The organism is Brachybacterium sp. AOP43-C2-M15 (assembly GCF_052446295.1).
Lineage (GTDB): Bacteria > Actinomycetota > Actinomycetes > Actinomycetales > Dermabacteraceae > Brachybacterium.
Genome location: NZ_JBQSWB010000005.1, coordinates 38,989 through 52,362 on the forward strand (window position 1 = coordinate 38,989; position 13,374 = coordinate 52,362).

Genomic DNA, 13,374 nt, shown 5'->3' on the forward strand with positions numbered 1-13,374 from the left:
CGGCTGGCGTCCTATCGCGCCGTCGGCCGGGCGCTGAGCGACACCACGGCCGAGAGCGCCCCGACCAGCAGCGGGACCAGCAGCATCGCCACCATCAGCAGCAGCATCGCCGCGGCGGCATCGGGCGAGGAGACGCCGAGCGCCACCAGCGCCGCCGCCCCCACGGTCTCGGTGATCCCGGCCCCGCCCGGGGTCAGCGGAACCAGGGAGAGCACCCTGCCCAGGGCGAAGATCGCGATGGTCAGCAGCAGCGGCACCTCGGCGCCGACGGCCTGCACGGCCAGCACCAGAGCGGCCCACTGCAGCACGCGGGCGCCGAGCGTCGGCAGAACGAGCGGCACCGGACGACGCCGGAGCATGTCCACGAGCGCATCGCGCTGGACGAGGATCCCCCGGGCGACGTGATCGGGGACGGCCCCGCCGAACTGGGTGAGCAGACCTGAGAGCACCGGTCGACGCAGCAGAACGGCGGTCAGCGCCAGGGCGATCACGGCGCCGACGAGCGCGAGCAGCGCGGCCCACAGGGCGCCGGGAAGCGTGACGCCGGTCGGGGCGAGGGACGCGCTGAGCGCATAGGAGGAGAGGCCGAGCAGCGGCACCAGCACCGAGGTGATCACCATCTCCACGAGCGAGGCGGCGACGATGCCGGTGAGGATCAGCGGGAGCGCGAGACCTGCACGGCGCAGGATCCAGGCCATCAGCCCGAGACCCAGGACGCTGCCTCCGGGCACTGCCAGCGCCGTCGCCCCGGAGGCGGTGTGGCCGAGCAGCGCCGATCGCCAGCGCGATCCGGGCAGGGCCGCGCGCACCGTCACCGACTCGAGCAGCAGGGCCCCGAGCCCGAGCAGCACCATCGCGGGCAGCGACCACGGCGGCAGCGCCCCGAGGGTGCCGCCGATCTGCGTCCAGCTCGCCCCGGTCGCCCAGGGGAGCGCCCAGGCGAGAAGGGCGACCACCAGGCCCGCGGAGAGGATCCCCGCCGTGATCCGGCCGGGGGAGAGGCGCGGCGGGGCCTCGGCGCCGAGCTCGGCCAGGTCCTCGGGCAGCCAGCCGACGCCCTCCGGGAGGGAGGCGTCGCTCGGCGTCGCCCGGTGCCCGGCGCGGTCGAGGCCCCCGGCGCCGTGCTCTCCGGGGCGGTGATCGGCGGGGCCGGGGGCGCCGCGGCGCGGGCCGGATGCGTGATCCGGGGAGGCGGGGGAGCCGTCGGGTGCCTCTGACATGCGGTGATTCTCGCACGGTGTGAGCAGGCGCCTCCCAGGGCAGGGAGATAACATCGTGTCATGTCCTTTCTGATCTCCCTTCTCGTCGTGCTGCACATGATCTGCTGGGCCGTGGCGCTCGGCACCTGGGTGGCAGCTGCTCGTACCCGACAGCCGAACAAGGGCATGGCGCACGCCGCCGCGGGAGCCCTCGTGCTCGGCATCGTCCTGGCGGCGCTGGTCTCGATCGCCGGCGACCCGAACCACATGAAGCTCGGCATCAAGCTGGTGGTCGCGCTCGTCGCCGTGCTGCTCGCCTACATCGCGGACCGCAAGGGCGCCGACACCCCCTCGCCGGTGTGGTTCGGCATCCCGACCGCGATCATCGTGAACATCTTCGTGGCCGTCCTCGTCTGAGCGGGCAGCGCACGCCGCAAGTGGTCCTGCCCACGCCCGATCCGTCCACACAGGGCCCGACAGCATCCGTGCTGTCGGGCCCCGTGCCTATCCTGGAGCCCTCATGAGCTCACTCTTCGACGACCTCTCCCTGCCCGACGCGTTCCGCCGCCTCGACGGCGTCGCGGTGACCCCTGTCCGGCCAGGGGAGGAGCGCACAGGAGGCCGTGGACGCTCCGAGGAGGGGGCGCGGAGCGCGCCGCCGTCCCCGCGGGACGACGAGTCGCCCGCCGACCTCGAGCCGCCTTTCGACGAGGAGCCCCCGATCGACGAGGAGCCGCCCTTCGACGAGGAGCCTCCCTTCGACGAGGAGCCCCCGTTCGACGACGGGGCGGTGCCGCAGCCGCCGGCGGGCCACGACGCCTCCCCGCATCCGGCCGAGCGCCGGGACGGCGAGGACACCGGATGGGGCCGGCCCGCCCGCGCCGCGTCGGAGGCCCCGGGTCTCACCGAGCTCATCGAGGGGCTGAACCCGGCCCAGCGCGAGGCCGTCGAGCACCGCGGCAGCCCGCTGCTGATCGTCGCCGGCGCCGGTTCCGGCAAGACCCGCGTGCTGACCCGTCGGATCGCGCACCTGCTCCGCTCCGGCGAGGCGCTGCCCGGTGAGATCCTCGCGATCACCTTCACCAACAAGGCCGCCGCCGAGATGCGCGAGCGCGTCGGCGAGCTGGTGGGTCCGGTGGCGCGGAGCATGTGGGTCTCGACCTTTCACAGCGCCTGCGTGCGGATCCTGCGGCGAGACGCGGCCGCGGCCGGCCTGAAGAGCTCCTTCACCATCTACGACAGCGCCGACTCGCTGCGGCTGATCACCACGATCGCCAAGGACCTCGAGCTGGACACCAAGAAGCACGCGCCGCGTGCGCTGGCCTCGAGGATCTCCACGCTCAAGAACGATCTGGTGGACCCGATCGACTTCGCGGACCAGGCCGAGAGCGCGAAGAACCCCTTCGAGAGGACCCTGTCGCGGATCTACACGAACTACACCGAACGGCTGCGCCAGGCCAATGCAGTGGACTTCGACGACCTCATCGGCCTGACCGTCACCCTGCTGCGCGAGAACCCGGCGATCCGCGAGGGGTATCGCCGCCGCTTCCGCCACCTGCTGGTGGACGAGTACCAGGACACCAACACCGCCCAGTACCAGCTGGTGCGGGAGCTGGTGGGGGAGGACCCTCGCGCCGACCTCACCGTGGTGGGCGACTCCGATCAGTCGATCTACGCGTTCCGCGGGGCGACGATCCGCAACATCGTGGAGTTCGAGCAGGACTTCCCCTCGGCGCGGACCATCGTGCTCGAGCAGAACTACCGCTCCACCCAGAACATCCTCACCGCCGCGAACTCGGTCATCGAGGAGAACGCGGGCCGGCGCAAGAAGAATCTGTGGACCGATCAGGGCGAGGGCGAGCAGATCACTCTCTACGTCGCGGACGACGAGAGGGCGGAGGCCCGCTACATCGGTCGCCAGATCGACGCCCTGGTGGACGACGGCCGCAGCGCCGGCGACATCGCGATCTTCTACCGCGCCAACGCCCAGTCGCGGGCGCTGGAGGATCAGCTGATCCGCGTCGGCCTGCCCTATCGGGTGGTCGGCGGCACCCGCTTCTATGAGCGGCGCGAGATCAAGGACGCGATCGCCTATCTGCAGGTGCTCGCCAACCCGGCCGACGAGATCAACCTGCGCCGCATCCTGAACGTCCCCAAGCGCGGCATCGGGGACCGTGCGGAGGCCACGATCGCGATGCTCGCCGAACGAGAGCGGATCAGCTTCGGCGAGGCGCTGCGCCGGGCCGAGGAGGCCCCGGGGATCGCCACCCGATCGCTGAATGCCGTGCGGACCTTCGTGTCGATGCTCGAGGACCTGCAGGAGCTCGCCGAGCAGGGCGCCCGCCCCGCAGAGCTGCTCGAGGCGATCCTCCAGCGCTCCGGCTACGACGCCGAGCTGCAGGGCAGCGATGACCCGCAGGACGAGTCGCGCCTGGAGAACCTCGCCGAGCTGATCTCCGTCGCCGCCGACTTCGAGGCGCAGGCCGAGGAGGCCGACGCGGTGGCGAGCGAGGCCGAGGAGGGGGACGAGTCCGAGGGAGCGGGCGGGGCCGACGGGGCGGCGTCGTCGGCGGAGCCCGGGAGCGGCGGCGAGCAGGGACCGGTCGGTCAGACCGCGCCCGGGGAGGACCTCGCCCCGGATGCTGCGCTGAGCGCGCCGGACGACCCCGAGGCGAGCCTCGTGGACCGCTTCCTGGAGAAGGTCTCGCTGGTCGCGGACGCCGATCAGATCCCCGGCGCGGAGGACCAGTTCGTCACCCTGATGACCCTGCACACCGCCAAGGGACTCGAGTTCCCGGTGGTGTTCCTCACCGGGATGGAGGATGGCACCTTCCCTCACAACCGCACCCTGGGAGATCCCGAGGAGCTCGAGGAGGAGCGGCGCCTGGCCTACGTGGGCATCACCCGCGCCCGCGAGAAGCTGTACCTCACGCGAGCGCAGATGCGCTCGACCTGGGGCCAGTCGCAGTTCATGCCCGCCAGCCGCTTCCTCGACGAAGTGCCGGAGAGCGTGCTGGACGTGGCCCGCGCCGGCTCCACCCTCAGCGGAGCGGGGTACGGCGTCGGGGCGAGCGGCTTCGACGGCGGCTATCGCGCGGCCGGCTCGGGCGGCGGCCGCGGTCCGTCCTTCAGCGGCGGCATCGGCGGCGGGCGACGGGACGTCAAGCGGCCCAGCATGGGCACGGGCCGCAAGGCCACGCCCGCGGACAAGCTCCCGCAGCTCGCGGCGGGCGACAGGATCACGCATGACTCCTTCGGCATGGGAACCGTCACCGAGGTGGCCGGGCAGGGGGAGCGGACCCAGATCGAGGTGCAGTTCAAGGCCCCCCACGGCACGAAGCGCCTGGTGCTGAGGTATGCGGCGGTCACGAAGCTCTGAGGGGAGCTCGGGCGTCGGTGAGCACGGGCCGGGCGGGCGGAGAACGCGATCGAGCGCTGACGGCGAGCGCGATCAGACGTGGACGGCGAAGGCGATCAGTCGCTGACGGCGGGGGCGATCAGGGGCTGACGACGAGCTCGACCTCGATGCCCTCGGGATCCTCGCCGTACCAGGCGACATGGTCCTCACCGCCCGCGTGCGGGTAGAGATCGCCGAAGAGCTCGTGCCAGCCGTGAGCCGGTGCGGCCTCCCGGACGGTCTCGAGCGCACTGCGGTCCGCCACCCGCAGCGCGAGGTGGTTCATGCCCGGCGAGCACCTCGGCGAGCGGGTGCCGAGCACGTCCGAGGACTGCTCGAGGACCAGGTAGGAGTCGTCGGCGTGGCGCCAGATGCGGCCCAGATCCCAGCCCGGAACGCGCTCCGCGCGCCAGCCGAGGGTGGTCAGCAGCCAGTCCCAGGCGGGCCCGGAGACACCGAGGTCGGCTGTCCAGAGCTCGAGGTGGTGCAGGCCGGAGCGGGGAGGCGCGGGGGTCATCGCGATGTGTCTCGTCTCCGTTCTCGGTCTCGACCTCAGACCTGGTCCTCGACTCGGTCCCGGGCCTGTTCCTGCGCCTCGCGGGTCCGCTTCCACTGCGCGTACAGCCCGCCGCCGAAGCTGAGGGCCACGATGGCCGCGACGATGATCAGGACCGTGGTGAACGGGATCGGGACACCGGCGGCGGCGAGCACGCCCCAGATCACGAACAGGGAGAGCCCGATCAGCAGGGCGTCGCGCAGGGCCCGCATGATCCGCGGGCCGATGTTCGCCGAGTCCGCGCGCCGCTTCGCCACCGTGTAATAGGCGGCGGCGTCCTTGCGCAGCCTGTCCCCGTCCCGCGCCGGCCGCGCGGCGGTGTCCGTCCGGGGCGAGTCCTCGTCCCGTCGCTCGTCCTCCCGTCCGCCGTCCTCCCGTCGGCCCTCGTCGATCGCCTTCCCGGCCGCGCGGACGTAGCCGCTCGCACGGTCGGAGGTGCGACGGGCGGCGGCGCGCGCCTCGGGGGCCTGCTTGCGGGCGGTGTTGCGCGCCGCCTTCGCGTAGGTCTTCCAATCGGCCATGGCGTCTCCTCGCCTCAGCGGTCCTCGCCCCGGTGCTGCCGCACCGGGCGGTCGTCCCTGCCGCGGTCGTCCCTGGAGCGGTCGTCCTCGCGGTAGCGGATGTCACCGCCGCCGCGGACCTCGCGCCGCGGCCGGGGATTCTTCGCGCGGTGGTCGTTGTAGTAGGACAGCCCGATGTTCAGGGCCAGCGTGATGGCGACGGAGAAGGCGAATCCGGCGAAGGTCGACCGCACGCCCAGCAGGCGCAGCACGATGAACACCACACCGATCGCGACCACGCTGAAGCCGATGTGGTCGCGCACTCGCTGGGCCAGGCTGCGGGGACGACGACTCATCGGATCATCGTAGACCGCCCGCCTGGGTGCGCGCCCGGTGTGACGGGGAGCGCTCACGATCTCGCCGCGTCAGTGAGACTCCCCGCACAGTCGCCCCGATGGACGGCTCACCGGCGCTGAGGCGATACCCTTGCGATGTTCCCAGGGGTGGCATCGAGGCCAGTGCGGCCTGCCGCCCACTGCCGACATCGAGAGGAAATGCACCCCGTGGACCTGTATGAGTACCAGGCCCGCGATCTCTTCGAGAAGCACGGCGTGCCCGTGCTCGGAGGAGTCGTCGCGGAGGATCCGGCAGCCGCCAAGGCAGGTGCCGAGCAGCTCGGCACCCCGGTCGTCGTCGTCAAGGCCCAGGTGAAGACCGGTGGCCGCGGCAAGGCCGGCGGCGTCAAGATCGCCAAGTCCCCCGAGGAGGCGGAGCAGAAGGCCTCCGAGATCCTCGGCATGGACATCAAGGGACACACCGTCCACCGCGTCATGATCGCGGCCGGTGCCGACATCGCCGAGGAGTACTACTTCTCGCTCCTGCTGGACCGTGCGAACCGCAACTACCTGGCCATGTGCTCGGTCGAGGGCGGCATGGAGATCGAGCAGCTCGCCGTCGAGCGCCCCGAGGCCCTCGCCCGCGTCTCGGTCGACCCCAATGTCGGGATCGACGAGGCCAAGGCGAAGGAGATCGTCGAGACCGCGAAGTTCGACGCCGAGACCGGCGCGAAGGTCGCCCCCGTGCTGCAGAAGCTCTGGGACGTCTACCGCGAGGAGGACGCGACTCTGGTCGAGGTCAACCCGCTGGTCAAGACCGGAGCCGGTGACGTCGTCGCCCTCGACGGCAAGATCACCCTGGATGACAACGCCGGGTTCCGCCACGAGGACCACGCCGAGCTGGTCGACGTCACCTCCGAGGACCCGCTGGAGACCAAGGCCAAGGCGTTGGATCTGAACTACGTCAAGCTCGACGGCGAGGTCGGCATCATCGGCAACGGCGCGGGTCTGGTCATGTCCACCCTCGACGTGGTCGCGTACGCGGGGGAGCAGCACGGCGTCAAGCCCGCGAACTTCCTCGACATCGGCGGCGGCGCCTCCGCCGAGGTGATGGCCAACGGCCTCGACGTCATCCTCGGCGACGAGCAGGTCTCCGCCGTGTTCGTGAACGTCTTCGGGGGCATCACCGCGTGCGATGCGGTCGCCAACGGCATCGTCGGCGCCCTGAAGAAGCTGGGCGACACCGCCTCGAAGCCCCTCGTGGTCCGTCTCGACGGCAACAACGTCGAGGAGGGTCGGAAGATCCTCGCGGACTTCGCCCATCCCCTCGTCACTCAGGCCGACACCATGGACGGCGGCGCCGCGAAGGTCGCCGAGCTCGCCGCCGCAGGAAAGTGAGCAGCACCCGACATGTCTATCTTTCTCGATGAGAACAGCAAGGTCATCGTCCAGGGCATGACGGGCTCGGAGGGCATGAAGCACTCCCAGCGCATGCTCGACTCGGGCACGAACATCGTCGGCGGCGTGAACCCCCGCAAGGCCGGCCAGTCGGTCGCCTTCGAGGGCGGCCAGGAGGTTCCGGTGTACGGGACCGTCGCCGAGGCCATGGAGGCCACCGGTGCGAACGTGTCGGTCGTCTTCGTGCCGCCGAAGTTCGCCAAGAGCGCCGCGATCGAGGCGATCGATGCCGAGATCCCGCTCCTGGTGATCATCACCGAGGGCATCCCTGTCAAGGATTCCGCCGAGTTCTTCAACTACTCGCAGACCAAGGGAACCACCCGCATCATCGGGCCGAACTGCCCGGGCCTGATCAGCCCCGGGAAGTCCAACGCGGGCATCACCCCGTCGAACATCACCGGTGCGGGCAAGCTGGGCCTGGTCTCCAAGTCCGGCACGCTGACCTACCAGATGATGTTCGAGCTCTCCGACATCGGCTTCACCACCGCCATCGGCATCGGCGGCGACCCGGTCATCGGCACCACCCACATCGACGCCCTCGAGGCGTTCGAGAACGATCCCGACACCGTGGGCGTCGTGATGATCGGCGAGATCGGCGGCGACGCCGAGGAGCGCGCCGCGGAGTACATCAAGGCCAACGTGACCAAGCCGGTCGTCGGCTACGTCGCGGGCTTCACCGCGCCCGAGGGCAAGACCATGGGCCACGCCGGCGCCATCGTCTCCGGCTCCGCGGGCACCGCCCAGGCCAAGAAGGAGGCCCTCGAGGCCGCCGGCGTCAAGGTGGGCAAGACGCCCACCGAGACGGCTGATCTGATGCGCGAGATCATCGCCGCGCAGGGCTGATCGACGTGCTGTGAGGTACGAACGGCAGGAGATCAGCGGGTAGGCAGGGCTGATCGACGTGCTGTGAGGTACGAACGGCAGGAGATCAGCGGGTAGGCAGGGCTGATCGACGTGCTGTGAGCGCCCGTCTCCTCCCCAGGGAGGAGGCGGGCGCTCCTGCGTGCCGCGAGGAGGGGGGCGTGTGCCCGCTCCGTGCCCCGCACCGTGACACGCCCGGTGGTCCGCGGGGCGTCGTGCTCGCGGCTGAATCGTGCGCGGGAGGTCGGCGCGCCGACTAAGCTAGGAGGGACCGCGCCGCGACGACTGATGGAGGAGACCCCGTGTCCGGAGATCTCATCGACACCACCGAGATGTACCTGAAGACGGTGTTCGAGCTCCATGAGTCGGGGATCGCGCCGATGCGGGCGCGGATCGCCGAACGGCTCGGCCACTCGGGCCCCACGGTCTCCCAGACCGTCGCCCGCATGGAGCGCGACGGTCTCCTGCACCTGGACGACCAGCGTCGGATCCGACTCACCGCCGAGGGCACCGCGGTCGCCACGGACGTGATGCGCAAGCACCGCCTGGCCGAGCGGCATCTGCTGGACGTGATCGGGCTGGATTACGCCCATGTCCACGAGGAGGCCTGCCGCTGGGAGCATGTCATGAGCCTCGAGGTCGAGAAGCGCCTCGCCCAGCAGATCGCTCCCCCCTACGTGGACCCCTACGGCAACCCGATCCCCGGTCTCGCGGCCCTCGGGATCGATGAGACCCAGGCCACGTCCGAGGGTAAAGACGACTCCAACCCGGTCCGTGAGCTCAGTGAGGTGATCGCCGACGGCGAGAGCCTCCGGGTGCGCCTCGAGCGGATCGGCGAGCGGGTTCAGAGCGACGTCGATCTCCTCGGCGATCTCGCACGTCACGGCATGGTTCCCGGTGCTGACCTGGATGCCGAGCGGGTCGGGTCCAGCATCGTGCTGCGCGGCCCCGAGCAGGGTGAGGTCGCAGTGTCCGACGTCGTCGCGGATCAGCTCCACGTGACCCCGTACGCAGCCGGGTAAAGGGCACGTCAAGCTCTTCCCAGAAGGTTCCAGTCACCCTGACGACTCGGGGTGCTCCCGCCTACTGTCGAGGGCGTGCCCAGGCGACAAGAGTCCGGGCATTCCCCCCGGAGAGCCCCGTCGCGCACCGGTGCGGGAGGCGAGACGTCCACTGCGCGAGGGCTGTGCCCGGGGGCTGGGAGCCATACGTGTCGAAGACTGCGAACCACACCCACCGCCGCGCCATGCGCACGGTGACCCCCGTGTCCCGTGCCGGCCGTGCCGGTGCCGGCGCCGCCATGGCCGCTGCGATGCTGTTCGGCGGAGCTGCCGCCGCCACCGCGGAGCCCCAGGCCGACGCCCCGCAGGCTCCGCAGGCCGAGGCGGCCCCCGCCCTGCTGGCCCCCGCTGCTGCTCCCGCCGTCGGCATCCCCGCCGCCGAGCTCGCCGAGGAGGACGACGCCCCCGAGCTCGCCCCCGCTCCCGGCACCATCTCCGTCGAGGTCGGTCCCACGGAAGAGGAGATCGCCGCCGCCGAGGCCGCCCAGCGCGAGGCCGAGGAGCAGGAGGCGGCCGAGCGGGAGGCCGCCGAGCAGGAGGCTGCCGAGCAGGAGAACGACGAGCAGGAGGCCTCTTCGCAGGAGACCACCGAGGAGTCCGCCGACGAGCAGACCGAGACCCGCGAGGACAGCGGCTCCTCCCGCTCCGAGGAGCGCTCCAGCAACGAGGACTCCTCGCAGGAGGAGAGCCAGGAGGAGTCCTCTCCGGCGCCCTCGGCGACCCAGGGCGGCTCCGTCCTCGCCACCGCCCGCTCCGGCATCGGCACCCCCTACGTCTTCGGCGGCACCTCCCCGTCGGGCTGGGACTGCTCCGGCTTCGTCCAGTGGGTCTACTCGCAGCACGGAGTCTCGCTGCCCCGCGGTGCGGACGCGCAGGCCGCTGCCGGCACCGTCATCCCGCGCTCCGAGGCGCAGCCCGGCGACCTGGTCTGGAAGCCCGGCCACATCGGCATCTACGCCGGCGGCAACCAGTTCGTCGATGCGGGCAACAGCCGCGTCGGCACCTCCGAGCGCAACATCTACTCCGGCAACTGGACCTTCGTCCGCATCGGCTGAGTCCCCGTGCCCACCGGCCCCGCACCACCTCGTGGTGCGGGGCCGGTCCCGTTCCAGGAACGATCCGCCCTCCCGCCCGCTCGGGAGTGAGCGAGCCGACGGAGACCGCGGCGGGTGCGGCCGGTAGCGTGGGTGCGTGTCCACCGCCCGTGATCTCCTCGCCCTCCTCCTGCTGATCGCCGCCACCGTGCTCGGCGCCCTCTGGCTGCCGGCGACCTGGTTCCACGATCACGTGGTCGAGCGCGAGGGGTTCCTCGCGGTCACCGTGCCGCTGGCCGAGGACCCCGCGTTCCAGCGCACCCTCAGCGACAGCGCGGTCGACAAGGTCCTGGGGGAGGAGCGGGTCCCCGGATGGATCCAGGACCGGTTGACCCCGCTGGCCGAGGAGCAGGCCGAGAACCTCACCGGCACCGACGTCTACGCGACGATGTGGGCGGCGACGATGGCCGAGCTCCACGGCGCCCTGTTCGCCCCGGGAGCCTCGGACCTCGAGGTCGACCTCTCCCCGGCGATCGAGCGGATCCTGACCCCGGTCGAGGAGCACCTGCCGGTGACGATCCCTCGCCCCGAGGAGACCACGGTCACCCTCGCGACGATCCCCGACGTGCCGCTGCTTCCCGTCCTCTCCTCGGTGACGCCGTGGGCGCAGTGGGCGGGCCCTGCCGCGCTCGTGCTCCTCGCCGCGGCGCTGCTGATCGCGGCGCATCGGCGCACGATGACCGCGCTCGCCGGGCTCGGCGGCATCCTGGCCGGTTCCGCGGTGTGGTGGCTCGGTGCTCAGATCCGTACGGTGGTGCCCGACGCCGTGGACCAGACCGCCTTCCTCGGCCCGATCGTGCAGGTCTTCGAGGGGCGGTTCGAGACGGCGATGGTGCCGCAGGGCGTGATCCTGCTGGGGGCCGGCGCTCTGGTGATGTCCTTCGGACTGGTGCTGATCGGGCTGCGCCGCCGCTGAGCGCGGCCGTCGCGGGGTCTCTCAGAGCATCCCGAGCCGCTCGAAGGCGGTGCCGATGCCACCCGCCGGCGGACCCGGGACGGTGACGCCACGCGCGGCCTCGAGCACGGGCTGCGGGGCGCCGTCGATCGCGATCGCGGTGCCGACGGTGCGCAGCATCCCCAGATCGTTCATCCCGTCGCCGATCCCCACCGTCGCCGCCAGGTCGATCCCCAGGTGCTCGGCGACCCGGCGCACGCCGTCCGCCTTGTCGACGGAGGCCAGGTGGAGCTCCCCGGAGCCCGCCCCGGCCTCGATGGAGTTCGGCAGCGCCCCCACCTCGGGGCCGATCTCCGAGGCGAGTCGCTCGACCGGCACCGGGGAGCCCCACACCGAGATTTTCGCGAAGGAGCAGGCGGCGGGGTCCTCGGGCATCACGATCGCGTCGAGCAGGTCCTCGAGGCCGCGCCCGAGCCCTTCGGCGGGCGGAGCGGGCCGGCTCCGGCGCCGCAGCTCCCGGGCGGAGCGAGGGGTGCACAGCAGGGCATCCGGGGTCTCGAGAACGAAGGGCACGTCATGGTGCAGCAGCAGCTCCACCGTCCGTCGGCCCAGCTCCTCCGGGAAGCGGCGGTCCAGCAGCAGCTCGTCGCCGACACGGATCCATCCGCCGGCGGAGGCGACCACCCCGTCGAACAGCGCGGCGACCTCGTCCACCACGATGGAGGCGCAGCGGCCGGTGCACAGCAGCACCGCATGTCCGTTCGCGCGGGCCCGTCGCACGGCCTCCGCCTGCGCCGGGGGCACGACTCCCTGATGGGCGAGAGTCCCGTCGAAATCGATGAACACGCAGCGGCGCTCTGCCACGGAGACTCCTTCACGGCGGTGGATCCCAGGGCACCAGCCTACGTGCAGATCGACGGCCGGAGCACCGACGGGAGTGCTGCTCCCCACCGGCGAGACGCCGACCCTGACCGAGCTCGTCGCGTGCGCTCACCGGCGGCGACGGCCGCCCTCGCCGGATGCGATGCCTGCCCTCACCGGGCGTAGGGTCCTCGCTCGCGCACCTCGGTCCAGCGGCTCCGGGGGAGTCGCACCGCGATCAGGAGGGCGGCCAGCACGTGCAGCGCCCCGAGGAGCAGCCAGACGCCGGGTCCGTTCGCGTCGAACCCCAGCAGGGTCACGATCCACAGGCTCAGGTGGAAGCCGCCGTGGATGCCGACCGGTGCCCACACCGAGCGCAGGGCGATCCCGAGGATCCCGGCGCTGAGGGCGAAGCCGAAGGGGATCGCCAGGAAGACGACACGTTCGAGGAGGTTCTGCTGACCACCGCTGGAGAGCAGATGGGGGAGGGCGAAGGCACAGGCCGTGACCACCACGGCGAGCACCGGACGACGGCGCAGCGACTGCAGCAGATAGCCGCGGAACAGCACCTCCTCCCCGATGCCCTGCAGCACGAAGGCCTGCACCAGGACCACGACGGCGGTCGTGGCGAAGGAGGGGAGGCTGCCCGCTGTCGACTGCTCCCCGAGGGTGCGACCCAGGGGGAGGCTGCCCGCGACGGCAGCGGTGAGGAGGGCGACGACCATCGAGATCCCGATCCCGGCCAGGAGCGCGAGGGCCGCTGCACCGTCCGGCCGGAGACCGAGCTCCTGGACCGATCGTCGGTCCACCCGGCGGATCAGCAGCGCGGCGAACAGGAGGTAGGCGCCCAGGGACGTGGCCGCACCCGCGCCGAGGACCGCTGCCTCGAGCAGGTGGGACCGGGCGGCGAGATCGACCGCACCGGGGATCAGCCCCGGGAGCACGGCAGCCAGGGCGGCGGGCGGCATCAGCAGCACCGTCAGCAGCGTTCGTGCCCAGGCCGGAAGGCGGGGCCGGTGACCAGCGGGGTCCTCGGAGCGGGGGAGGGCGGTCTCGGTGTCCATGCCTCGACGCTAGGCCTCAGCGGCCGCCCCCGCCGCGCCCCGCAGTCATGAGCGCGACAGTCCGCGGATGACTCCTGGCATCAGGATCATGAC

At 71.8% G+C, this 13,374-nt stretch carries 13 protein-coding genes; 7 read left to right on the forward strand and 6 right to left on the reverse strand.

All coding sequences use genetic code 11. The features are described 5' to 3' along the window. Positions 1–11 precede the first annotated feature (11 nt). Positions 12–1,220, reverse strand: coding sequence for a lysylphosphatidylglycerol synthase domain-containing protein (locus ACT3SP_RS06710; RefSeq protein WP_444586491.1), 1,209 nt, complete (start codon positions 1,218–1,220; stop codon positions 12–14). A gap of 60 nt (positions 1,221–1,280) precedes the next feature. Here ACT3SP_RS06710 and ACT3SP_RS06715 point away from each other — a divergent pair, with 60 nt between their 5' ends. Further along, positions 1,281–1,616, forward strand: coding sequence for a hypothetical protein (locus ACT3SP_RS06715; protein WP_444586492.1), 336 nt, complete (start codon positions 1,281–1,283; stop codon positions 1,614–1,616). Between the two features lie 103 nt (positions 1,617–1,719). Beyond that, the gene (locus ACT3SP_RS06720) at positions 1,720–4,578 is read left to right on the forward strand and encodes a UvrD-helicase domain-containing protein (RefSeq protein WP_444586493.1); all 2,859 of its coding nucleotides are present in this window, start codon (positions 1,720–1,722) and stop codon (positions 4,576–4,578) included. Between the two features lie 118 nt (positions 4,579–4,696). On the opposite strand, the gene ACT3SP_RS06725 is transcribed toward ACT3SP_RS06720, so the two are convergent. Genes ACT3SP_RS06725 through ACT3SP_RS06735 form a run of 3 tightly spaced genes read right to left on the reverse strand, consistent with a single transcriptional unit; the run spans position 4,697 to position 6,008 of the window. Continuing rightward, positions 4,697–5,113, reverse strand: coding sequence for a VOC family protein (locus ACT3SP_RS06725; RefSeq protein ID WP_444586494.1), 417 nt, complete (start codon positions 5,111–5,113; stop codon positions 4,697–4,699). 35 nt (positions 5,114–5,148) lie between these two features. Further along, positions 5,149–5,673: a hypothetical protein gene (locus ACT3SP_RS06730; protein ID WP_444586495.1), complete on the reverse strand. Its 525-nt coding sequence runs from the start codon at positions 5,671–5,673 to the stop codon at positions 5,149–5,151. Positions 5,674–5,687: 14 nt separating this feature from the next. Further along, positions 5,688–6,008 carry a hypothetical protein gene (locus ACT3SP_RS06735; RefSeq protein WP_444586496.1) on the reverse strand — a complete coding sequence of 107 codons (321 nt, stop codon included), beginning with the start codon at positions 6,006–6,008 and terminating at the stop codon, positions 5,688–5,690. Between the two features lie 207 nt (positions 6,009–6,215). Between ACT3SP_RS06735 and sucC the strand changes: the two genes are divergently transcribed. The 5 genes from sucC to ACT3SP_RS06760 all read left to right on the forward strand — a co-directional run bounded on the left by sucC (position 6,216) and on the right by ACT3SP_RS06760 (position 11,377). After that, positions 6,216–7,385 carry an ADP-forming succinate--CoA ligase subunit beta gene (sucC, locus tag ACT3SP_RS06740; protein ID WP_444586497.1) on the forward strand — a complete coding sequence of 390 codons (1,170 nt, stop codon included), beginning with the start codon at positions 6,216–6,218 and terminating at the stop codon, positions 7,383–7,385. 12 nt (positions 7,386–7,397) lie between these two features. Then, the gene (gene sucD / locus ACT3SP_RS06745) at positions 7,398–8,288 is read left to right on the forward strand and encodes a succinate--CoA ligase subunit alpha (protein ID WP_444586498.1); all 891 of its coding nucleotides are present in this window, start codon (positions 7,398–7,400) and stop codon (positions 8,286–8,288) included. Between the two features lie 320 nt (positions 8,289–8,608). After that, positions 8,609–9,328 carry a metal-dependent transcriptional regulator gene (locus tag ACT3SP_RS06750; RefSeq protein WP_444586499.1) on the forward strand — a complete coding sequence of 240 codons (720 nt, stop codon included), beginning with the start codon at positions 8,609–8,611 and terminating at the stop codon, positions 9,326–9,328. A 188-nt stretch (positions 9,329–9,516) separates the two neighbouring features. Further along, on the forward strand, positions 9,517–10,422 hold the full coding sequence (locus tag ACT3SP_RS06755; RefSeq protein WP_444586500.1) for a C40 family peptidase: 906 nt from the start codon (positions 9,517–9,519) through the stop codon (positions 10,420–10,422). A 136-nt stretch (positions 10,423–10,558) separates the two neighbouring features. After that, the gene (locus ACT3SP_RS06760) at positions 10,559–11,377 is read left to right on the forward strand and encodes a hypothetical protein (RefSeq protein ID WP_444586501.1); all 819 of its coding nucleotides are present in this window, start codon (positions 10,559–10,561) and stop codon (positions 11,375–11,377) included. 21 nt (positions 11,378–11,398) lie between these two features. On the opposite strand, the gene ACT3SP_RS06765 is transcribed toward ACT3SP_RS06760, so the two are convergent. Next, positions 11,399–12,220 carry an HAD hydrolase family protein gene (locus ACT3SP_RS06765; RefSeq protein ID WP_444586502.1) on the reverse strand — a complete coding sequence of 274 codons (822 nt, stop codon included), beginning with the start codon at positions 12,218–12,220 and terminating at the stop codon, positions 11,399–11,401. A gap of 170 nt (positions 12,221–12,390) precedes the next feature. Next, positions 12,391–13,281, reverse strand: a complete 891-nt coding sequence (locus ACT3SP_RS06770; RefSeq protein WP_444586503.1) for a lysostaphin resistance A-like protein — start codon at positions 13,279–13,281, stop codon at positions 12,391–12,393. Between the last annotated feature and the right edge of the window lie 93 nt (positions 13,282–13,374).

Coding starts and splice junctions, on each gene's coding strand:
- ACT3SP_RS06710 (WP_444586491.1), bottom strand. CDS start 1,220: ATGTCAGAGGCACCCGACGGCTCCCCCGCCTCCCCGGATCACGCATCC.
- ACT3SP_RS06730 (WP_444586495.1), bottom strand. CDS start 5,673: ATGGCCGATTGGAAGACCTACGCGAAGGCGGCGCGCAACACCGCCCGC.
- ACT3SP_RS06715 (WP_444586492.1), top strand. CDS start 1,281: ATGTCCTTTCTGATCTCCCTTCTCGTCGTGCTGCACATGATCTGCTGG.
- sucD (WP_444586498.1), top strand. CDS start 7,398: ATGTCTATCTTTCTCGATGAGAACAGCAAGGTCATCGTCCAGGGCATG.
- ACT3SP_RS06725 (WP_444586494.1), bottom strand. CDS start 5,113: ATGACCCCCGCGCCTCCCCGCTCCGGCCTGCACCACCTCGAGCTCTGG.
- ACT3SP_RS06735 (WP_444586496.1), bottom strand. CDS start 6,008: ATGAGTCGTCGTCCCCGCAGCCTGGCCCAGCGAGTGCGCGACCACATC.
- ACT3SP_RS06720 (WP_444586493.1), top strand. CDS start 1,720: ATGAGCTCACTCTTCGACGACCTCTCCCTGCCCGACGCGTTCCGCCGC.
- ACT3SP_RS06770 (WP_444586503.1), bottom strand. CDS start 13,281: ATGGACACCGAGACCGCCCTCCCCCGCTCCGAGGACCCCGCTGGTCAC.